Consider the following 20,317-nt stretch of genomic DNA (forward strand, 5'->3'; position numbering starts at 1 on the left):
ACTCTCGAAAGGAGCTTACTACATGGATATTTTAATAACTGGCGGTACTGGTTTCATCGGTTCACGCCTCACTGAATTATTGATGGATGAAGGCCACGATCTCACAATTTTAACTCGAAGTGAATCTAAAAAAGAAAACGGAATCCAATACGTTCAATGGTTACATAAAGACTCTTCGCCTGAAAGAGAAATAACACCACCTAATGCTGTCATCAATTTGGCAGGCGTTTCAATTAATGATGGCAGCTGGTCAGAAGCGCATCAAGAAAAAATTTATAACAGCCGAATGGAAGCAACAGACGAACTTTTGCGCATTATGGATGCACTTGGTAAGAAGCCGGATGTATTTGTGAATGCGAGTGCAGTGGGAATCTATCCAACTTCAGAAATGCATGTATACACGGAAGAGTCCACAGAAGTTGCGCATGATTTTCTAGGTAAAACAGTTTACGACTGGGAACAAAAAGCATCCAAAATGAAAGAATACGGGACTCGAGTCGTTTATACACGTTTTGGCACAGTATTCGGTAAAGGCGGCGGTGCTTTGCCACTTATCGTCCTTCCTTATAAACTGTTCGCCGGCGGCCCGATCGGATCAGGTCAGCAATGGATCTCATGGGTCCATGTGGAGGATGTGGTGCGTGCCATTTCTTTTGCTATTCAAACCCCTTCTTTACATGGCCCAGTTAATGTAACTGCGCCTGCTCCAGTTCGAATGTCTGATTTAGGCAAAGCCATTGGTTCGGTCACGCACCGGCCGCATTGGCTTCCCGTACCAAGCATCGCTATGAAAATCGCACTTGGTAAGAAAAGTAAACTCGTATTGGAAGGACAGCATGTACTGCCTGAGAAGCTGAACAGCAGCAATTTCACTTTCAACTATCCTGCAATTCGTCCTGCACTTGAAAACATTTTAACTTAAGATTCGTGTATAGAAATAGCTTGAAAGCACACTCTATGTGAAAAGGAGTGTGCTTTTTATGTTGGAACAACATGGTCCTGGAATTTTAATGGCTGCCTTCGTGATCGTGGTTGGACTTGCTTTCAATCCTTTTGCAGCACATGCTGAAGAATTTCATTGGGGCTTTAAAAAATCAGCGAACGGTGAACCACCAAATGCGGGTTCAGTTTTAGAGTCAATGTTGAATGAGTATGGAGCAATATACAAAGGCAAACCTGACGAAAAAGTCGTTTATCTAACGTTTGACAACGGATATGAAAACGGGGAAACGGAGAGTATTTTAGATACCCTAAAAAAAGAAGATGCACCTGCAACGTTCTTCTTGACCGGGCACTATTTAAAGAGTGCCGCGCCACTCGTGAAACGGATGGTAAAAGACGGACATGGGATCGGCAATCACTCTTTCGATCACCCCAACATGGCAAAATTGAGTCCTGAAAAAATGCAGGATGAATGGCAGCGTTTTGACGAATTGCTGGAAAAGACGACTGGCGTCAAACGAACTGTTTACGCAAGGCCACCTGAAGGTATCTTCAACGAAGAATTGCTTGCCGTAGGGAATTCACTCGGTTACCGTCACATATTTTGGTCTGTAGCTTTCATCGACTGGTATGCGGATAAACCCCAAGGTAAGGCTTTTGCTTATAACGAGCTGATGAATCAACTGCATCCAGGAGCAGTGATTCTCATGCACACCGTCTCCTCCGATAACGCAGAAGCACTTCCAGACTTCATAAGGGATGCTAAAAAACAAGGGTATTCGTTCGGTTCTTTGGACGAACTCGTCATGGAATACGAAGACATTCAACTCGGGATGGCCCAATAGATTGTAATCCATCAAAAAACAGAGACCTTTATCGACGGTCTCTGTTTTTAACGTTGAGAAGTGAAGTAAGGATAGTGTTAATTCGAAACTCGATGCTTCATTGACTTCTTCCCGGTCATCGTCAATAAAAACAAGATTCCAAGCAACAAACCAAACAAGAAAAGATAACTTTGCTGGTGTGCTTCGAGAACGTATCCGCCTAATATTGGACCGGTTAAACTGCCGAAACTAAAGAAAATACCACACAATAAGTTACCTGTTGGAAGTAAATGCTTAGGTGTCAGATCAGACATATAGGCAACCCCAAGTGAAAAGAGCGAACCGGAAAAAATTCCTCCTATGAAAAACATCGCCATAATAGCAAATGCATAGCTGCTCAATAATGCAGCTCCAGTGAAGGCAAGCATTCCGCCACCTAGACCGAGCAGCAACACGGGCCGTCGTCCGATTTTATCGGACAAGATTCCAAGTGGAATTTGAGACAGAATCCCTCCGAATGCAAAAGCAGGAATGATCAAAGACACCATTGTCAGTGGAATTCCATTTCTAAGTGCAAAAACAGGAAACATCGCATTTAAAGAGGATTCTAAAAATCCATAAGCAAACGGCCCAAGTAAGGCGACCCATGCAACTACGATTGTAGCAATTGCCCGTTTTCCAAAATGTCCTGCTGAAGCGGTTCCTGCCATGACTTCAGGTAAGTCATTTTTCAATGTGAACACAAGTCCCCAGGCGCATAACGTTAAGAAAGCTGAGACAATAAAAGGTAATCCTTCATTGATGGACACAAGCGGAACGAACATTGGACCAATCGCGAATCCAACGCCTACAGACAATCCATAGATGGAAATGCTTTTTCCTAGACGGTCTGGGGAAACGGTGCTCGTCACCCATGTTTGCGTCGCAAAATGCAGCGCATGGTCACCAATACCGATGAATAAGCGAAGAACAAACCAAAATAAGACACTCTTCCATAACGGAAAAGCGAGCAATGAAATCATGACTATCAGACCGCCCGCAATGATGACGGGCTTGTATCCAAACTTTCGCAGCGGTGCTTCCATGAAAGGAGATATTAAAAGTGTTCCTATGTATAAGCCGGTCGCATTCAGTCCATTTAAAGTTCCCGAGATACCGTCTTGTTCAAAAATAGCCGAAATGAGCGGCAGCAACATTCCTTGAGAAAAACCAGAGATGGACACGATAATGACGAGCACCCAAAACCGGTGCTTTTGTCTAGTTTCAATGTTGTTCAATCAGCAAACACCCCTTTTTCCGCAAAAACATCTATAATGATAGCATATAAAGGGAGGGAATATTAATGAAATTTGAAATGACAGAATACGGTTTTGAAACAGAAACAGAATTCGGCAAGCTTGAAATCTCTTCTAATGAAGAAAAAGGATTCCGTCCCTACCAATTAATGGTCGGATCTATTGCTGCTTGTACGGGTGGAGTCATGCGAAAAATATTGGAAAAGAAACGGATGCCTGCTCAATCGATTACGATTGAAGTGAAAGAAGTGGTCCGTTCGCAGGATGATGCAAGCCGTCTAGAAAAGATCCATTATCACATTACTGTTCAAGCGGATGGTCTTACAGAAGAAAAGATGCCCAAAATTTTAGAGCTAACTCACAAAAACTGTTCGATGTATCAGTCCGTTGCGAATTGTATTGAAATTGAACAAACGGTTGAGATTTTAAAATAATTTTCAGACACAAAAAGACCCGGCCTCTTATGTATCCACTGAGAGCCGGGCTTTATGTTGAAATTAAATTATCCATAAGTTTGTTGCGAATTCGCCGATAGAATTTCCGTTTCCAGACGTCTTCGAATCGCCTCCTTTTTCTTGTACGAATACTTCGTTCTTCCCTCCTTTATTAGATTAGTTACATCATAACACATTAACTTTCAATTGTGAATAGTTAAAATGAATTTTATTTTCGACTTATTGTGCTGTTTGCTTATTTCCGTTAAACTGAAGGTATAGAAAGAGGTGTTGATCATTCAGAACTCTCCATCTAACCAAGTAGATGATTTAAAAATTCGACTCAATCAATTTTTAGAAACTCTTGATTCAATTGAACCTGAAACTACTGACTTAGAAGAAATTGACCGACTCATTAGTCTTGTTGATGATTTAGAAGTACGTATGGGAAAATTGAAGTAATCCAATTGAATTGCTCCTTGAGTGCTAAAGGTGCTGTCTACATCAAGTCATGAAAATGGCTTTTTGAGGCAGCACCTTTTAATTTATGTTTCCAATCTCTCATTTTCTTAGGTCTTCAGAGATATCTTACCTTCTAGTTCCCTTTTTAAAAAGTGATCTATAGCTCTATACATAATAATTATTCTTTCTTGTAACACTTATTTCTCAAGTATGATATACTACTATTAATAGTCATTATAAAGTAGTAACAGTTTTCATTTCAGTCGGATTCCCCTGTGGAATTCGACTTTGTGTCTTTTATAAGGTAAATGAAAGTGAAATTCATTCTCAATTAGGAGGGGTATTATGACAACTCATGCAAATAAAGAGCTGCCAAAGTCTATTGATTGGAAAGAACATATTGAACTCATTTTAGCAATTCTTTCAGGAGTGCTAATTATTGCGGCTTGGCTCAGCGGTAAAAATGGTTCGGAGCTATTTTCCATTTCCTTATATGTGGTAGCTTTTCTTATCGGCGGCTACGCGAAAGCAAAAGAAGGTATTGAGGAAACGATTGCAAATAAGGAACTCAATGTGGAAATGCTTATGATTCTAGCCGCTGTAGGATCCGCGATTATCGGGTATTGGGCGGAAGGTGCGGTTTTGATCTTCATATTTGCGTTAAGTGGCGCTTTAGAAACGTACACATTGAACAAAAGCCACAAAGAGATTTCGTCACTCATGGAATTACAACCTGAAGAAGCTTGGCTAATTCTAGAAGACGATTCTGAAGTAAGTGTTCCGACAAGTTCTTTAGCAGTTGGAGCGCGCATTCTTGTTAAGCCAGGCGAACGTATTCCAGTAGACGGGGTCATTTTAAATGGTAATACCTCTGTCGATATGTCTGCGATAAACGGAGAATCTGTTCCCGCAGACAAACGCATAGATGATGAATTATTTGCTGGAACAGTGAATATCAGCGGCGTAATTGAAATGGAAATGACAAAACCAAGCAGCGAATCTTTATTTCAAAAGATTATTACGATGGTTCAAAATGCACAAAGCGAAAAATCTCCATCCCAGCAATTCATCGAACGATTTGAAGGCAGCTATGTAAAGGTCGTTCTATTCACTGTAGCGCTTATGCTTTTCCTTCCCCACTTTGTATTCGGATGGGATTGGACTACAACATTTTACCGGGCAATTGTACTTTTGGTTGTCGCTTCTCCTTGTGCGCTCGTAGCTTCTATTATGCCTGCAACACTTGCAGCCGTTTCGAATGGCGCAAAGCGTGGCGTGTTATTTAAAGGCGGTATTCACTTAGAGCACCTTAGCTCATTACGGGCTATTGTTTTTGACAAAACAGGCACGTTAACAACAGGTAAACCTGTTGTAACCGATTTTCTAGTAAGAGAAGGGGCGTCTTCTACTGAATCACTTTCACTATTAGCTGGTATTGAATCTCGTTCGAATCATCCCCTCGCTATGGCCATTACAGCATACGCTAAAGACCAAGCTATTCAAATGAGACGCGATTTTCAGATTGAAGAAGTTCCTGGTAATGGCTTAAGAGCTTTCCCACCCGAAGGTGAAGTACTCGTAGGAAGTCCTCGTTTCGTCGGAACGGAAGAAGCTAAACTATTTGAGAATGGGGCTGCGTACGCACTATCTGAAGAAGGTAAAACGGTACTATTCATCAAAGACCAGAATGGAATTTTGGCAGCTGCCGCATTGCAAGACGTCCTGCGTCCTGAAGCCATTACTGCAATTCAAGAACTTAAAAAAGCAGGTCTTCAAACAATCATGCTGACGGGAGACAATGAAAAAACTGCAAAGGCGATTGCCGCCCAAGCCGGCATCGACTCGTATACTGCGGAATGCTTGCCCGATATGAAAGTGCAAAAAGTGAAAGAGTTAATGGAGAAATACGGAGCTGTTGGAATGGTTGGAGACGGCATTAATGACGCTCCTGCGCTTGCGACTGCTACAAGTGGTATTTCTATGGGTGAAGGAACCGATGTCGCTCTTGAAACAGCGGATGTCGTGCTGATGAAAAATGATTTAACCAAACTTCCTTACGCTATCAAACTATCACGCAAAATGCAGCGTATTGTTAAACAGAACGTTTTCTTCTCCATCATGGTAATCGTTATGCTGATCATTTCGAACTTCATGCAAGTTGTCGATTTGCCGCTAGGTGTTATTGGTCACGAAGGAAGTACTATTTTGGTCATCCTTAACGGACTGCGCATGTTAAATACAACAAAGTAAAAAGCAATGCCGCCGGTTTAAACCGTGGCATTGCTTTTTTCATCTTGTAGTAGCTCTGCTCTTTCTTTTGCAACTGCGTTAATCTGTCCGCCAATCATGAGAATGATGGCTGAGAAGTAGAGCCACAACATAAGGATAATAATTGTTCCAATACTGCCATATGTGTTTGCGTAACTGCCAAAGTTAGATACATAGAATGAAAATCCAAGAGTCGTGACAATCCACCCTACCGTAGCGAATAGTGCTCCAGGTAATGCAGTTTTAAAAGGAAGTTTAATATCCGGAACTAACCAATAAATGAGTGTAAATACTACGGCTATTAAAACTGGCGGCAATATGAACCGCAACTGATTCCAAAGTTCATTAAATCCATTTTCAAATCCAACATAAGAGAAGATAACAGAACCGATTTGTTCGCCAAATACAGGTAAAACAAGCGCTACGATTACAACAACGACGAGCATAATCGTAAATACAATAGACATCCCTCTTTGAACGATAAATGAACGGGAGTCTTCTTTGAAATAAGAACGGTTCAACGCCTTAGTCAGTGCATTCATTCCTTTAGAAGCCGACCACAACGTTGCTAAAATACCAATAGAAAGCAAGCCGCCATTTTTGTTCGTAAGTACTTCTTTCAAAATATCTTCAATCATTTTAGCAACTTCAGCTGGTGCATAATCTCTTATGAACAGCATGACTTGAGTCTGGTCTAAGTTTAAGTAGGGCAACAAAGTAAATAGGAAAATAAGTAGCGGGAACATGGAAAGCAAGAAAAAGTAAGAAAGCTCTGCTCCAAGACCAGACACGTCAACCGTCTTAATGCGTAAAATCAGTTCTTTTAAAAAACCATCTTTCGTTCTTACATCAAATGTGTGAAGTTCACCATCTTGAATATCTGTAACAAATCCACCTAATTTGGTATCCGAGAATCCACTTTTTTCGTCATGAGCCCGATGAGACATCTCGTTTATGTAGTTTTTGTCCTGATGGGCCTTTTCGAGAGAAGGTGACCCATCGGACGTTTTCTTATTGTTTTCTTCTTTCAACTCGTGTCACTCCTTTCCAGACATCAGGTTTAAGAGGTGGCTGGTGACTCTTTAATAATCGTTTCGTACTCTTCTTTTGAGTCTGCAAATGTATCTTTTGTATCTGTAACCAGTTCTTTCACTTGCGGTGTTAATGTCTTAAGCTCCTCAACTTGTTCTTTAATGTATGATACGTCGCCAGAGAGCTGTTCATACGCAGCTTGGAACTTATCTTTCTGATCAACTAGCTTTTGTTTTAGTTCATCCTGATTTTTAGCATAGTAGGAAATGGCATTTGACGCTTTTTTTGAATTGTCTACTATCGTATTTCGTGTAGAACGATCGATCATTGCAGCGGCTGCTCCAAGTAATGCACCAAACAAAATAAATCTACCTAGTTTACTATTCCCCATCATTATTACCTCCAAAATTATTAGTTATTTACTTAACGTATTATACCCTAGCAAGCAAAAAACAAACAAATTGGATTCGTCCTTTTAAAAATAGTTCTTGACGTATCAACAGAAATTTCGCAATATTAATACTTAATACAACTTAGTTAGCACGAATAACAATTTTAAGGAGGTGGATTTTCTTCTTTTTAGAAACATCTACGCATACTTTAGACAACCATTTAAGAGGGGGGAATTGGGATGGATAAAACGCTGGAAATATTGGGGAAAATGAGTGATATAATTTGGGGGCCGCCCTTACTTATCTTGCTCGTCGGGACAGGAATCTTTTTAACATTCCGACTTACGTTCATTCAATTTAGACTTCTCCCATACTCATTAAAACAAGTGTTTTCTCGAAATCATGATAAAAAGGCGACTGGGGACATTTCTCAATTCCAAGCCCTGATGACCGCAATGGCAGCTACTGTTGGGGTAGGTAATATTGTCGGGGTCGCAAGTGCTGTTGCCACAGGCGGACCAGGAGCAATTTTCTGGATGTGGGTCGCAGGTATTTTCGGGATGGCCACAAAATATGGTGAAGCGGTTCTAGCCGTCAAATACCGTGTGAAAGATTCAAAAGGCCAAATGGCTGGAGGACCCATGTATTATCTTGAACACGGACTGAAGCAAAAATGGCTAGGTGTCCTGTTTGCAATCTTTGGTGCATTTGCAGCATTTGGAATTGGTAACGGTACTCAATCCAAAGCAGTAGCAGATGCTATGAACAACGCATTTAATGTCCCTTTCTGGGTGACAGGTATTGCACTCGTTATTTTCGGAGCACTCGTTATTCTAGGTGGAATCAAGTCAATTGGGCGAGTAACTGCTTTCTTCGTACCGATTATGGCACTTTTCTATTTTATTGCAGGCGCAATTATTATTATTACAAATTTAGAATTAGTTCCCGCAGCATTCAGCTTAATCTTTAGTGACGCATTCTCAGGTGAGGCAATTGCAGGTGGTGCTATTGGAACAGTTATCCGACTTGGCGTTGCGCGAGGACTTTTCTCAAACGAGGCTGGACTTGGATCAGCACCAATTGCAGCTGCTGCTGCAAGAACAGATATGCCTGGACGTCAGGCCTTGATTTCAATGACACAAGTATTGTTCGATACACTCATCATTTGTACAATTACTGGAGTTACAATCGTCATGTCTGGTCAGTGGGACAAAGGAATTGACAAAGGCGCTTTAACAGGCGAGGCATTTGGAACGTTCCTAGGAAGCGCTGGTCCGATGCTAGTCACGATTGGGCTGATATTCTTTGCTACTTCTACAATTCTAGGCTGGAGTTACTATGGGGAGAAGTGCTTCCAATACTTATTCCCGAACCCAGCAGCTGTTTTCACGTACCGCATTGTATTTGTTCTCTTCATCTTTGTAGGAGCAACAGCATCTTTGGACGTGGTTTGGACACTGGCAGATGTATTAAACGGTCTAATGGCCATTCCGAACTTAATTGGTCTTCTCGGCTTGTCTGGAGTGATTGTGCTTGAATCTAAGCGATTCCAAGCGAAGATGGAAGAAGAGAAACGCATAAAAGCTGGGCTTCCTGTTGACAGTAAGTCGAAATAATGGAATGATTAAGTCCATAGATAGCGAAAGGCGGAAATTACTATGGACTTAACTCAACCAACTCCTGAAAACGTTTCGTATATGATCAACCAAATTAAAGAAAAACTGCGTATGGTGAACGTAGACGCGATGAAAGCTGAGAACTTCAGTACTTCACAATATGAAGACCTTCAATACATCTACAACATGGTGATGAAGCGCGATACGATTACACCGAATGAAATGCAAGCAATCGTTGCCGAACTCGGATCCCTACGCAACTGAGCATCTGTTACGCATACAAACAAAAGCGGCTTCCCCAGTTATATTAGGGGAAGCCGCTTTTTGTTATGAATCACTCAGTTGTTGAACCATCTTTAAATACAAGCGGTTGAATGAGCACTTCAACTCTTCTGTTTTTTGCACGTCCTGCTTCCGTATCATTTTTTGCAATAGGACGGAACTCTCCATACCCTTTTGCGCTGAATGCTACAGGGTTCACTTGCTTATTCTCGGCAATAATGGTCAAGAAGTTCACTGCTCTCATAACGCTCAATTCCCAGTTCGATGAATATTGTCCGGTTTGCATCGGCACATTATCTGTATGGCCAGCCACTACAATCGAACGTGGCTTTTCGAATATAAGTAACTTCGCAATGTCTTCTACGAGCTCACGATACTGGTGGTCAATTTCAGCCTTGCCTGGACTAAATAACACACTGTCTCGTATCGTTACAAGCAATCCTTCTTCAGTCAGTTTCGTATCAAACTGTCCTTCCAGCTCGTTTTCAGCGATATAGTTTTCTAGATTATCTTGGATTTCACCTAGAGAACGCTGATCTTCTAAATAGGAGGAGTTTTCATTCTCCCCGCCTAAGTCATCTTGAGGTACAGGAACGGTTGTCGGAGATGAACTATCCATCACCCCTCTCCCCCCGTCAAAAATATCATTAAAGACCGAAGACATCTGGTTAAATCTCGCTTCGTCTATTGTACTGGAAGCAAATAACACGATGAATAGTGCGAGAAGCAAGGTGAGTAAATCTGAATAAGGCAATAGCCAGGACTCATCCACGTGACCGTCATCTCTTTTACGTTTACGTTTCTTCGGCAAAATCCCCAGCCTCCTTACCTTTCGGGCTTTCGTTCGCAAGCTTACGACGTTCCTCCATTGAAAGATAAGATGACAGTTTTTGTTCTATGACACGCGGTGCTTCTCCCTCTAGCACAGAAAGAATACCTTCAATCATCATATTCTTTTGGCGAACTTCTTCTGCTGATTTGCGCTTTAACTTATTAGCAAATGGGTGCCATAGTACATACCCAGTAAAGATACCAAGTAACGTGGCAATGAATGCCGCGGAAATCGCATGACCCAGCGCGTCAATATCATTCATATTTCCAAGTGCGGCAATTAGACCAATAACGGCACCTAATACACCTAGCGTCGGTGCATATGTACCTGCTTGGGAGAAAATTAGCGATCCGGCACTATGTCTATCCGACATCGCTTCAACCTCTTCAGCGAGAACGTCCCGAATATAATCTGCATTTTGACCGTCAATCGCAAGCCCTAATCCGTTCTTCAAGAAAGGATCTTCAATTGAATCCGTTTGGGCTTCCAGTGATAGTAAGCCTTCCCTTCTGGCAATGTCTGCCCAAGAAGAAAACATCCGGATTATATTTGCATCTGAAGATAGTTTCTGCTCTTTAAAAATCACCCCGAATAGTTTAGGGATACGTTTAATTTCATTCATCGGAAAAGCGATCACGACCGATGCAACAGTTCCGAAGATAATAATCAAAATAGCTGCGGGGTTCAACAGGCTTGAAAGCGCGGCGCCTTTTAAAAACATCCCGACGACGATTGCGACAACCCCGATAATTAAACCAAATACGGTTGATAAATCCATGCAAAGACCTCCATGTCTTTCATTCTTCTTCTTATTTCGTCAGATTTCGTGATTTCTTTAGGAATTCCAACTGAGAATCTCAGGAAACTTTCGCTACAATTTTGTAAGCGGATTCAAAACTTTCTTTTTGCACTTTTCAAGCCTGTATTGTTACTATAGAAATAGATTGCGAAAGGGGTAGGAATGACTTGAATACATTTGAACAGCAATTGCAGAACTATGCAGAACTCGCGGTAAAAGTAGGCGTGAATATCCAGCCGAATCAATATCTCTTTATAAGCGCTTCAACGGACGTCCGGGATTTTGTCCGGATTATTGTAGAAAAAGCTTATGCAGCAGGAGCGCGCCAAGTATTTGTCGACTGGAGCGATGATGTCGTCTCACGCATTCGCTATGAACAAGCACCTGCGGATTCTTTCTCTGAATTCCCATCATGGAAAATTGCAGAGCGTGAACAGCTTGCTGAAAAAGGGGCAGCATTTATGAGCATTGTCTCACAAAGCCCTGACTTATTTAAAAATGTAGAAGCATCTCGAATCCGTGATGCTCAAAAAGCTAGCGGGCAAGCATTGGATCGATATCGGCAGATGATGCAGGCGGATAAGTTCAGCTGGACGGTAATAGCAGCCCCTTCAGCCGATTGGGCGTCACTTGTGTTCCCTGAATTACCAGTATCTGAACAAGTTCCTGCGTTGTGGAACGCCATCCTTAAAGCAGTTCGCGCAAACACTGCTAATCCTGTAGAAGAGTGGAAATTACATGATCAGACACTGCATGAAAAAGTAGATTATTTAAATAGCAAACATTACCACAAACTTCATTATACTGCGCCAGGAACTGATTTAACAATTGAGTTACCTGAATTACACACATGGTGTGGAGCTGGCAGTGTAAATGCTGATGGCGCAACATTTATGGCAAATATGCCGACTGAAGAAGTGTTTACTGCACCACTCAAAACCGGGGTAAATGGTGTGGTCTCAAGTACAAAGCCTTTAAGTTATGGCGGGACAATCATTGACGACTTTAAGATTACATTCAAAGATGGTCAAATTACGGATATCACTGCAGGTCAAGGTCAAGACGTTCTCGAAAACATGATCCAGGCGGATGAAGGTGCAAAGTATTTAGGAGAAGTTGCGCTTGTTCCTCATGAGTCGCCAATTTCAGCATCAGGTCTATTGTTTTATAACACGCTATTCGACGAGAATGCTTCGAATCACTTAGCAATTGGAAGTGCGTATGCATTCAACTTGGATGGCGGAAAAGAAATGGATCGCAAAGAACTTGAACAAAATGGCTTAAACCAGAGTATCACTCATGTTGACTTCATGATTGGATCCGGTGAAATGGATATCGACGGAATTCTCGCTGACGGTACTAAGGAGCCTGTCTTCCGTAATGGAAGTTGGGCATTTTAACACGACATTCACATAAAGTTCTTCAAGGCTCTTAAATTATTCATCAAAATGCGGTATACTAGTATTAGTCACTGATTACCAATAAGAGAGGAGACTAATAATGGGCTTACTTATCGTAACAATCATCGGTTTCGCAGTTACTTTCGGTCTCGCTGCGATGTTCATGATCCATTATATGAACGATTCTTTAGTTTCGCATGATTCAGAAGTAATTGATCCAAAACCGGACGTCCGCTATTAACCATTTCACCAATATGGACGATTGAGATATTTAAAAAGGGCGGCCAAACGGCGCCCTTTTTCTCTATAAATTAATAAAACTTCATCACTTTAAAAACGGAGGATTTCTAATGACAATACTTTCAACTATTTTAGATCATAACGACAAATTTGTAGGTGAACATCAATATGAACAATACGAAACAACAAAGTTCCCAAACAAACGGATTGTAATTTTGTCTTGCATGGACACACGTCTTACAGAATTGCTGCCAGCTGCTATGAATTTAAAAAATGGTGATGCTAAAATCGTTAAAAGTGCTGGTGCGCTTGTTGCACATCCGTTCGGCAGTATTATGCGAAGTTTGCTGATTGCAGTTTATGAACTTCAAGCAGACGAAGTCTACATAATTGGGCACTACGACTGCGGAATGAGCTCTATAGATACAGAGTCGATTATTGACAAAATGGTGGATCGTGGAATCAATAGAAACTTATTTAATACACTTGCTTATTCTGGCGTAGATCTTAAAGGATGGCTGCATGGCTTTAAAGACGTGACAGCGAGCGTTAAGCAAAGTGTTGATGCAGTTCGCAATCACCCTCTAATGGACAAAACAGTACCTGTGCACGGACTTGTCATTCATCCTGACACTGGAAAACTTGATGTAATTGACGACGGTTATAAGGACGTTAAGCCATCAAATGACTAATTTCTAACTATTTCCCGGGAAATAGACAAAAAAAACACACCCTTTTAAGCTGAAAGGGTGTGTTTTTTTAGTTAAACAGAATCCGGATGCGACTTTTTAAAAATCGCCACGCGGCCTTACCTTTTCAATAATCTCCTTCTAATTGGGCATACATATAATGATCTTCCCACACTCCGTTAATGTAAAGTAGTTTGCGGTGAAGGCCTTCGCGCTCAAAATCCGTTTTTTCAAGAACTCGGATTGACGCATGGTTGCGGGGGGAAACGTAGGCTTCGATTCGATGCAACCCGACTGTTTCAAAACCAAATTGAGTGATCAATTTCAGTGCTTCTGTCCCCATTCCTTTTCCAACACATTCGTGGTCAATGGAATATCCTACGAAACCACTCGAAAACGGCAGCCGTTTAATGCTGTATAAAGAGATTTGTCCAACTAATTTACTCGTTTCGCTATCAAAAATCCCGAAGTTATACTCGCGTCGGTCTCTCATTTGGTAAAGGGACTCGCGAATTTTTTCCTTTTGCATAGGTACCGTATAGTAACTTGCGTCGTGTCTGGGTTCAAATATTGTCCAATATTCTTTGTTGCGCAAGACAAGATCTGTAAACACCACCGCATCTTCTTCTGTTAAAATTCGCAAGTAACACGTGCTGCCTTCAAGTATAATCACGCTCTATTCACCCTTTGTCTGATCGTTGTCTTTTTCTCAATCGTATATGTACACGGATATGTCATCTTTTCGCTTAGTATACCATGTTTTTCCCAACATCTTCTGTCCTATACGCAGTATTTTTGGTAATTGTTGCGAAAACTTCATAATTCCTTTTTCATAACGTGTTTTTAACTAGTATACTGATACGAGGAGGGCATTACATGAAAAAATTTCTACTATCCATTGTTTTTCTGATTTTAACAACGGCACTTATCGTTGCAAATATAGCACCGCTTAACGGGTTAACAACTATTCAAATAGCTCATAAATTACCTATCCTTCTAATGCCTGCTGATTTCACTTTACTCATTCGGCCCGTAATATTCATATTTCTCGCATATTGGATCTATAAGTTCAACACTTCTGAAACAAAGACGACACTTCGTGTTACTTTATTCATAACTGCTTGTTTAACAAATACAGTTTGGTTCCCATTATGGCACTACGGCTTTTTCGGCTGGGCTTGCCTATCCACATTCGTCGCGTTATTTTCACTTTATGCACTCTATCGAACGTATCCCAAAAAACAAAATCTCTTTAGCCAACGGGTACCCGTTTCACTGTATTTTTCTTGGACATTACTCGATTTTGTCATCAATGCGAATTACTTACTCGTTTTGGATGAGTGGAATCGTTTTGGAATTAGTACTGTTCTTTGGACCATCCTTAACTTAACTATATTAACAGCCGTGGCGCTGCATTTTAGTTATCATCATTGTGAACGCATGATGTCATACGTATTCATATGGGTGTTTATAGGTATTATAGTGAATATCGGATTGGAAGAATTATTCGTTTCACTTGCCACTCTCTTTTTAATGACAATATTAGTGTTAGGCATGATGATGTGTTCTCCTTCCCAAAGTTCAAAAAACATAAAAGAGACTTCACTCCAGCAAAACTAATCAGCTGGAGAAAGTCTCTTTGTTTGTGTGAAAATGTTATTCTTTCCGTTGCTTTTGTAGAGTATTGGGCAATGCTGTTATAAAGCGTGTTAACGAAAGGATTTGAACGAGTATGGATCAGACAAGATTACTATCTTCTCTTAGTTATTTCAGTGTATTTTTCGCTCCTCTTCTTCTGCCATTCATTGTCTGGCTTGTCGCTGACAATCAAAAAGTAAAGTACCATTCGAAAAGAGCACTTATCTCACATCTCATTCCGACCATTCTATTAGTAGCTGCTTCGCTAATTTCGTTTTTCAGTTTGTTGCCTATGCGACAGCAGTCTTACGATTTCTTCCAAGATCCATTCATGATGTCACCAACCAGTCCATTCGGTTTTTGGGGCGCTGCGCCTATTTTGTTCATGATGATGTACAGTGTATTATTTTTAATTGTACTCATTTGGAACGTGGTGCAGGGTGTGAAAGTGTTTAAGTAAAAGTCAAACCGTCTTCTCGAGTAGTATTCCTGAAGTATGGTATAGTAATTAGTGACAATGAATGTACAGAAAGAAGGATTTCACATGATTGCAAAGACAGAAGAAGAAATTGCTGCCCTTCGAAAAATCGGGAAAATTGTAGCCGAAATTCGTGAAGAGATGAAAGCAGCAGCTACACCTGGCATGACAACGAAGGAACTTGACGAACTTGGAGGCAAACTTTTTGCTGAAAAAGGCGCTGTTTCTGCACCGATTGATCAGTACGATTTTCCTGGCTATACGTGCATCAGTGTTAATCATGAAGTTGCTCACGGCATCCCTGGTAAGCGCGTTCTTAAAGACGGCGATTTGATCAACATCGATGTCTCAGGTTCTTTCGGTGGTTACTTTGCAGATACAGGCATCTCTTTTGTACTTGGCACAAGTACAGAAGCAAAACAAAAGTTATGCGATACTGCAAAGAGTGCATTCGATCGTGCCATGACGAAAGTGAAAGCCGGCTCACGTTTAAACCAAATCGGTAAAGCTGTTGAACGTGAAGCGAAAGACAACGGACTGAAGGTCATTAAGAACCTGACAGGACACGGCATCGGAACAACGTTGCATGAGGAACCACAGCATGTCTTAAATTATTACGATCCTTGGGAACCGACCATCATGAAAGAGGGTATGGTGATCGCTGTTGAACCCTTCATCTCTGAAAAAGCCGAGCATATTATCGAAGAAGGCGATGGCTGGACGTTCATCACTCCTGATAAGTCACTCGTAGCTCAGATTGAACATACTATTATCGTTACGAAAGACAAGCCTATTATTTTGACAGAAATTTAAGCAAAAATGCAGTGCATGAGTAACTCATGCACTGCGTTTTTATTATTTCTTCTTTTTAGCGGGTGCTGTTTTTTGCCCGCTAACTGTTTTGGAATTCCCTTCAATCAGCTTGCCGCCGTGCCACACTTTTTGAACAGGTTTGTAGCCTTTGGCAAGTTTTCGGTAATCCCGCTCTTCAGGATAGGATAACAGCGTGAGGACTTCCCCGTCTGCACCCGCGCGGCCTGTTCTGCCGGACCGATGGACGTATTGTTCCACAGTATGGGGTACATTTACGTGAATGACATGTGTCAGTCCATCAATGTCTAATCCACGAGCCGCCAAGTCTGTTGCAATTAGGATCCTGATCTCCCCTTTACGGAACTTATCAAGCGTTTCTTGTCGTTCGAACTTGTTCATATCTGAATAGAGGACAGCTACAGGAGCCCCTTCGTATTGCAGCTTCATTTCTTTCATACGCAATTGGTCAACGTTGTTGATGAATGCCAGTGCGCGGAGTCCTTGTATATGGGACAATCCACGCAATACATCAGTTTTGTCCCGTATTTCTGTTTTGACATACGAATGGACAATTTTACCGGATGACGGCATTTCTGCTGCAGTTACTTTTAGACGAAGCGGGTTATTCATGAATCGGAGTGCAACGTCTTCAATATCCTCAGTAATCGTTGCAGACACTACCGCTACTTGGCGTGATTCATGAGCCGCCTCAATCATATTTTTCACGCCAACCCGATGATCACGAGATAACAACTGATCTCCTTCATCGAGGATGATATGACGAATGTCACCCATTTTCAGCTTTTTGTTTTTTATCAACTCAGCTAGACGCCCCGGTGTTCCGACTACAATCGTCGGTTTCTTTTTCAGTTTTTCAATTTGACGCTGCATATTAGCCCCGCCAATCAGTTGTGTGACAGTGACAGGTGTACCTTCTGTCCATTCTCGGATTACGTTGACAATCTGCATCGATAATTCCTGAGAAGGTGTGATAATTAGCGCTTGCGTTTGCTGTTTTGTACCATCTGTCAACTCTAATAGCGGCAGTACATACGCTAATGTTTTGCCTGAACCTGTTGGAGATTCCGCTACTACATCCCGACCGGCCAGCATTTCTGGAATCATTTGTTCTTGTATCGGCATAACGTTTTCAAATTTCCATTTTTCTTTAACTTCTTGACTCATTCCTTCTAAAAAGGACATTTCCATCCCCACTTTCGCTCTCTTCTTTTCAGTTTACCATACTCCTGCCTTTGCTTGTTTATTTCTTATTAGACGAATTCAATAGACGTCTAGACTGTGTCTGTTGTTCAAAAGCATAGGCATATCCAAGTAACGCGGGTTCTGAATAGGCAGTCCCTGTAAATGTTAGCCCAAATGGCTCCCCCGACCTTGAAACTGCCGCTGGAATTGTGATGGATGGATAACCAGCTGCAGCTTGCAAACTGCACCCGTGGTCTTGTGGAAAGGCTAAAATATCGACATGGTTATCTTTCAATGCTTTACCAAGAGCTATGCCCTCTGCTAAATGTCGATTGCGCATCAATGCCTCAATGTACTGTGGTTCAGTCAGCGTGCCGCTGCGTGAATTTATCGTCTCGAGTAGTTCTTGTCCATAGCGTAACGTTTGTTTTGCATGTTTTTTGTTGAATTCAAGTAGGTCATCTATCGAACGAATCGGATTTGTTTCCGCCGTTTTTCCTAAATAGGAATTGAAAGCGGCTTTGCATTCATGTAATAGCACATTATAAGCAAGATCATCCTCCTGCGTTCCAATGTCGATGTCTGGAACAACTTCTGCACCCAATTGTTCCAGTGTCATCAGCGCATCTTTAAATAATTCCATTCGTTCCTCGGACACTTCGTTTCTGAATATCGAACTGGCAATCCCTATTCTAACTCCTTGTAGTGCGTCTTTCTTTAAGCACTCCATCCAGTTAACTGAGGCATACTTTTTAGAATAGATTGTGATGGGGTCCTCTGGATCGTAACCAAGTAACGCTTGAAAAATAAGTGCAGCGTCTGTCACCGTCCGTGTCATAGGGCCAGGAGTATCTTGTGTGATGGATAAAGGAATAATCCCGTTTCGACTGATAGCGCCTATCGTCGGTTTAAGTCCAACAACACCGTTCTGTGAAGCTGGATGGATAATCGACCCTGTCGTCTCGGTTCCAATGGAGGCCGATGCTAAACTTGTTGCAGCTGCTGCTGCAGCTCCCGAGCTCGAACCACCGACTTCAAACTCACCATGCGGATTGTGTACTTGGCCGCCGCGTGAGCTCCATCCATTTGGCATCTGATCGGACATGAAGTTCGCCAGTTCCGTCATATTTGTTTTCCCTAAAATCACGGCCCCCGCTTTTCTCAGCTGTTTAACTAAAAAAGCATCTTGTTCGGCATAGTAGTCGGCCAGCGCCAAGGTTCCTGCACTTGTATGCATTGCGTCACCAGTGTCCATATTGTCTTTCAGCAAAATAGGAATACCATGCAGCACCGAGCGTTTCCCTGATAGCGTTCTTTCGTAATCCAGTGCTTGCGCAATTTGCACTGCATGCGGATTGACTTCCAAAACCGCATTACTCGTTTGGCCTTCTGTTGAGATCCGGTCCAAGTAGAACAGCACTAATTCTTCAGAGGTCAGTGTTTCCTCTTCTAATGCAGTTTGAATCATGGGTATTGAAGCTTCTGTCACCCATTGGAATCGATTTCGAATAGATTGGTTGTTTTCCATTTTTGCTCCTTTCTTCAATCATCTAGTAGTATGAGAAAACCGGTTAAGGAAAACTCCCCAACCGGCATACGTTATTTAATCTGATTATAGTATTCTTTCATTAATAGAAATAAGGGCAGTTCATACAACTGTTTACCTTCAATTTTAAAGATTCCCCGCTCTACGAGCCGCTGGATGACATCTTCTCTTTTCATATCCATTTTAGTTTCTTCGATTTTCAACATGGTACTGTTCCTCCTTGATAATGTACACACTGTTCTATTCCTTTAATTAGGAAATCATAAACATGAAATACTTATTATCATTTCAACTGAAAGAGGTTTTTTTTACGTGAACTTGTTGTTCAATTACGGATTTTTCCACCGCACTGAACAATTGCTGTTTCCGCTAATACACGCAATGCATCTAAGAATCTATAGTCCAGTTGGAGTTCTTTTTTCACGATAGAAAGTTCTGTGCATCCTAGAATAATCCGCTCACATTCCAACGTTTCCATCGCTTTTGTGATTTTCTCCCATTGCTTTCTATCTGTAGGACGTCCTGCCTTCACTTGGTCGTAGATAACAGACATTACATCTTGTTGAATTTCTTCATCAGGCAGTAACGGGATCAGTCCTGCTTCCATACACGATTGTTGGAAAACACCTGCTTGGATTGTGCCGGTTGTCGCTAAAATTCCTACACGTATAGCACCTTCAGCTGCTGCACGTTGAACCGTCTCATTGATCATATGAATCACGGGGACATTCACTGCACTTTGAATTTCCTTGAAAAAAGTATGTGCGGTATTACAGGGGATGGTAATGACTTCAGCCCCCATTGCTTCTAGTTGCTGAGCATCTTGTTGAAGGACTGGCACTGGATTTGTTTTTGTGGGATCTACTATATATGCCGTCCGATCCGGTATGTTGGTGTCATTTAAAATGATCATATTGATATGATCTTGGTCTTTTTCTGCATCTGTCAGCCGAACTAGCATATCCCCGTAATACATTGTAGCCAAGGGACCTACTCCGCCGATAATTCCTAGTGTTTTCATAAGGGCATCTTACTTTCTGTAATTAGTCTAAGCGGCTGTGCCGATTGAAAAAGTATATCACAAATACTTGAACGTTTGAAAATCGGACAAGTTGCATGTATTCGGCCATTC

At 41.6% G+C, this 20,317-nt stretch carries 23 protein-coding genes; 13 read left to right on the forward strand and 10 right to left on the reverse strand.

Going from position 1 to position 20,317, the window contains the following annotated elements; translation table 11 throughout:
- Nucleotides 1-22: 22 nt before the first annotated feature.
- Entirely contained in the window at nt 23-922 is a 900-nt protein-coding gene (locus tag QT716_RS12485) for a TIGR01777 family oxidoreductase (protein ID WP_317936407.1), read from the forward strand.
- A gap of 58 nt (nt 923-980) precedes the next feature.
- Nucleotides 981-1,787 (forward strand): polysaccharide deacetylase family protein, encoded by an 807-nt coding sequence (locus QT716_RS12490; protein WP_317936408.1) that lies wholly within the window; start codon nt 981-983, stop codon nt 1,785-1,787.
- Nucleotides 1,788-1,864: 77 nt separating this feature from the next.
- Here the strand turns inward: QT716_RS12490 and QT716_RS12495 are convergent, their stop codons facing one another.
- Nucleotides 1,865-3,043 carry an MFS transporter gene (locus QT716_RS12495; protein WP_317936409.1) on the reverse strand — a complete coding sequence of 393 codons (1,179 nt, stop codon included), beginning with the start codon at nt 3,041-3,043 and terminating at the stop codon, nt 1,865-1,867.
- A gap of 65 nt (nt 3,044-3,108) precedes the next feature.
- Here QT716_RS12495 and QT716_RS12500 point away from each other — a divergent pair, with 65 nt between their 5' ends.
- From QT716_RS12500 to QT716_RS12510, 3 genes are all read left to right on the forward strand, one after another.
- Nucleotides 3,109-3,495 (forward strand): OsmC family protein, encoded by a 387-nt coding sequence (locus QT716_RS12500; RefSeq protein WP_317936410.1) that lies wholly within the window; start codon nt 3,109-3,111, stop codon nt 3,493-3,495.
- 288 nt (nt 3,496-3,783) lie between these two features.
- On the forward strand, nt 3,784-3,957 hold the full coding sequence (locus QT716_RS12505) for an SE1561 family protein (RefSeq protein WP_398293415.1): 174 nt from the start codon (nt 3,784-3,786) through the stop codon (nt 3,955-3,957).
- A 345-nt stretch (nt 3,958-4,302) separates the two neighbouring features.
- The gene (locus QT716_RS12510; RefSeq protein WP_317936411.1) at nt 4,303-6,207 is read left to right on the forward strand and encodes a heavy metal translocating P-type ATPase; all 1,905 of its coding nucleotides are present in this window, start codon (nt 4,303-4,305) and stop codon (nt 6,205-6,207) included.
- Between the two features lie 17 nt (nt 6,208-6,224).
- Here the strand turns inward: QT716_RS12510 and QT716_RS12515 are convergent, their stop codons facing one another.
- Together QT716_RS12515 and QT716_RS12520 are read right to left on the reverse strand one after the other, a co-directional pair.
- Nucleotides 6,225-7,256, reverse strand: coding sequence for a YihY/virulence factor BrkB family protein (locus QT716_RS12515; protein ID WP_317936412.1), 1,032 nt, complete (start codon nt 7,254-7,256; stop codon nt 6,225-6,227).
- 29 nt (nt 7,257-7,285) lie between these two features.
- Nucleotides 7,286-7,648, reverse strand: coding sequence for a YtxH domain-containing protein (locus QT716_RS12520; RefSeq protein ID WP_317936413.1), 363 nt, complete (start codon nt 7,646-7,648; stop codon nt 7,286-7,288).
- A gap of 240 nt (nt 7,649-7,888) precedes the next feature.
- Here QT716_RS12520 and QT716_RS12525 point away from each other — a divergent pair, with 240 nt between their 5' ends.
- Both QT716_RS12525 and QT716_RS12530 read left to right on the forward strand, forming a co-directional pair.
- Nucleotides 7,889-9,265 (forward strand): alanine/glycine:cation symporter family protein, encoded by a 1,377-nt coding sequence (locus tag QT716_RS12525; protein WP_317936414.1) that lies wholly within the window; start codon nt 7,889-7,891, stop codon nt 9,263-9,265.
- A gap of 42 nt (nt 9,266-9,307) precedes the next feature.
- The gene (locus tag QT716_RS12530; RefSeq protein WP_317936415.1) at nt 9,308-9,529 is read left to right on the forward strand and encodes a DUF1128 domain-containing protein; all 222 of its coding nucleotides are present in this window, start codon (nt 9,308-9,310) and stop codon (nt 9,527-9,529) included.
- Nucleotides 9,530-9,599: 70 nt separating this feature from the next.
- Here QT716_RS12530 and motB read toward each other — a convergent pair whose 3' ends face one another.
- Together motB and motA are read right to left on the reverse strand one after the other, a co-directional pair.
- Nucleotides 9,600-10,358 carry a flagellar motor protein MotB gene (gene motB / locus QT716_RS12535; protein ID WP_317936416.1) on the reverse strand — a complete coding sequence of 253 codons (759 nt, stop codon included), beginning with the start codon at nt 10,356-10,358 and terminating at the stop codon, nt 9,600-9,602.
- Complete coding sequence (gene motA, locus QT716_RS12540; RefSeq protein ID WP_317936417.1) at nt 10,342-11,157, reverse strand: flagellar motor stator protein MotA; 816 nt, start codon at nt 11,155-11,157, stop codon at nt 10,342-10,344. The genes motB and motA overlap by 17 nt, the downstream gene beginning before the upstream one ends.
- Before the next feature lie 188 nt (nt 11,158-11,345).
- Here motA and QT716_RS12545 point away from each other — a divergent pair, with 188 nt between their 5' ends.
- From QT716_RS12545 to QT716_RS12555, 3 genes are all read left to right on the forward strand, one after another.
- A complete protein-coding gene (locus tag QT716_RS12545; RefSeq protein ID WP_317936418.1) occupies nt 11,346-12,578 on the forward strand; it encodes an aminopeptidase in 1,233 nt (410 codons plus the stop codon).
- 100 nt (nt 12,579-12,678) lie between these two features.
- Entirely contained in the window at nt 12,679-12,819 is a 141-nt protein-coding gene (locus QT716_RS12550; RefSeq protein WP_317936419.1) for a hypothetical protein, read from the forward strand.
- A gap of 109 nt (nt 12,820-12,928) precedes the next feature.
- Complete coding sequence (locus QT716_RS12555) at nt 12,929-13,510, forward strand: beta-class carbonic anhydrase (RefSeq protein ID WP_317936420.1); 582 nt, start codon at nt 12,929-12,931, stop codon at nt 13,508-13,510.
- Between the two features lie 124 nt (nt 13,511-13,634).
- On the opposite strand, the gene QT716_RS12560 is transcribed toward QT716_RS12555, so the two are convergent.
- Complete coding sequence (locus QT716_RS12560; RefSeq protein WP_317936421.1) at nt 13,635-14,180, reverse strand: GNAT family N-acetyltransferase; 546 nt, start codon at nt 14,178-14,180, stop codon at nt 13,635-13,637.
- Nucleotides 14,181-14,383: 203 nt separating this feature from the next.
- Between QT716_RS12560 and QT716_RS12565 the strand changes: the two genes are divergently transcribed.
- The 3 genes from QT716_RS12565 to map all read left to right on the forward strand — a co-directional run bounded on the left by QT716_RS12565 (nt 14,384) and on the right by map (nt 16,436).
- Nucleotides 14,384-15,127, forward strand: coding sequence for a hypothetical protein (locus QT716_RS12565; protein WP_317936422.1), 744 nt, complete (start codon nt 14,384-14,386; stop codon nt 15,125-15,127).
- A gap of 112 nt (nt 15,128-15,239) precedes the next feature.
- On the forward strand, nt 15,240-15,605 hold the full coding sequence (locus tag QT716_RS12570) for a DUF4870 domain-containing protein (protein WP_317936423.1): 366 nt from the start codon (nt 15,240-15,242) through the stop codon (nt 15,603-15,605).
- A gap of 84 nt (nt 15,606-15,689) precedes the next feature.
- On the forward strand, nt 15,690-16,436 hold the full coding sequence (gene map / locus QT716_RS12575) for a type I methionyl aminopeptidase (RefSeq protein ID WP_317936424.1): 747 nt from the start codon (nt 15,690-15,692) through the stop codon (nt 16,434-16,436).
- Nucleotides 16,437-16,478: 42 nt separating this feature from the next.
- Here map and QT716_RS12580 read toward each other — a convergent pair whose 3' ends face one another.
- The 4 genes from QT716_RS12580 to cuyB all read right to left on the reverse strand — a co-directional run bounded on the left by QT716_RS12580 (nt 16,479) and on the right by cuyB (nt 20,206).
- Nucleotides 16,479-17,639 (reverse strand): DEAD/DEAH box helicase, encoded by a 1,161-nt coding sequence (locus tag QT716_RS12580; protein ID WP_317936534.1) that lies wholly within the window; start codon nt 17,637-17,639, stop codon nt 16,479-16,481.
- A 58-nt stretch (nt 17,640-17,697) separates the two neighbouring features.
- The gene (locus QT716_RS12585; RefSeq protein ID WP_317936425.1) at nt 17,698-19,167 is read right to left on the reverse strand and encodes an amidase family protein; all 1,470 of its coding nucleotides are present in this window, start codon (nt 19,165-19,167) and stop codon (nt 17,698-17,700) included.
- 71 nt (nt 19,168-19,238) lie between these two features.
- Nucleotides 19,239-19,391 carry a Fur-regulated basic protein FbpA gene (locus QT716_RS12590; RefSeq protein WP_317936426.1) on the reverse strand — a complete coding sequence of 51 codons (153 nt, stop codon included), beginning with the start codon at nt 19,389-19,391 and terminating at the stop codon, nt 19,239-19,241.
- Nucleotides 19,392-19,510: 119 nt separating this feature from the next.
- The gene (gene cuyB / locus QT716_RS12595) at nt 19,511-20,206 is read right to left on the reverse strand and encodes a cysteate racemase (protein WP_317936427.1); all 696 of its coding nucleotides are present in this window, start codon (nt 20,204-20,206) and stop codon (nt 19,511-19,513) included.
- Nucleotides 20,207-20,317 lie beyond the last annotated feature (111 nt).

The sequence above is a fragment of the Sporosarcina aquimarina genome (assembly GCF_033253705.1).
Lineage (GTDB): Bacteria > Bacillota > Bacilli > Bacillales_A > Planococcaceae > Sporosarcina > Sporosarcina aquimarina.

Coding starts and splice junctions, on each gene's coding strand:
- QT716_RS12485 (WP_317936407.1), top strand. CDS start 23: ATGGATATTTTAATAACTGGCGGTACTGGTTTCATCGGTTCACGCCTC.
- QT716_RS12490 (WP_317936408.1), top strand. CDS start 981: ATGTTGGAACAACATGGTCCTGGAATTTTAATGGCTGCCTTCGTGATC.
- QT716_RS12500 (WP_317936410.1), top strand. CDS start 3,109: ATGAAATTTGAAATGACAGAATACGGTTTTGAAACAGAAACAGAATTC.
- QT716_RS12510 (WP_317936411.1), top strand. CDS start 4,303: ATGACAACTCATGCAAATAAAGAGCTGCCAAAGTCTATTGATTGGAAA.
- QT716_RS12520 (WP_317936413.1), bottom strand. CDS start 7,648: ATGGGGAATAGTAAACTAGGTAGATTTATTTTGTTTGGTGCATTACTT.
- QT716_RS12525 (WP_317936414.1), top strand. CDS start 7,889: ATGGATAAAACGCTGGAAATATTGGGGAAAATGAGTGATATAATTTGG.
- QT716_RS12530 (WP_317936415.1), top strand. CDS start 9,308: ATGGACTTAACTCAACCAACTCCTGAAAACGTTTCGTATATGATCAAC.
- motA (WP_317936417.1), bottom strand. CDS start 11,157: ATGGATTTATCAACCGTATTTGGTTTAATTATCGGGGTTGTCGCAATC.
- QT716_RS12550 (WP_317936419.1), top strand. CDS start 12,679: ATGGGCTTACTTATCGTAACAATCATCGGTTTCGCAGTTACTTTCGGT.
- QT716_RS12555 (WP_317936420.1), top strand. CDS start 12,929: ATGACAATACTTTCAACTATTTTAGATCATAACGACAAATTTGTAGGT.
- QT716_RS12565 (WP_317936422.1), top strand. CDS start 14,384: ATGAAAAAATTTCTACTATCCATTGTTTTTCTGATTTTAACAACGGCA.
- QT716_RS12570 (WP_317936423.1), top strand. CDS start 15,240: ATGGATCAGACAAGATTACTATCTTCTCTTAGTTATTTCAGTGTATTT.
- map (WP_317936424.1), top strand. CDS start 15,690: ATGATTGCAAAGACAGAAGAAGAAATTGCTGCCCTTCGAAAAATCGGG.
- QT716_RS12580 (WP_317936534.1), bottom strand. CDS start 17,639: ATGTCCTTTTTAGAAGGAATGAGTCAAGAAGTTAAAGAAAAATGGAAA.
- QT716_RS12585 (WP_317936425.1), bottom strand. CDS start 19,167: ATGGAAAACAACCAATCTATTCGAAATCGATTCCAATGGGTGACAGAA.
- QT716_RS12590 (WP_317936426.1), bottom strand. CDS start 19,391: ATGTTGAAAATCGAAGAAACTAAAATGGATATGAAAAGAGAAGATGTC.
- cuyB (WP_317936427.1), bottom strand. CDS start 20,206: ATGAAAACACTAGGAATTATCGGCGGAGTAGGTCCCTTGGCTACAATG.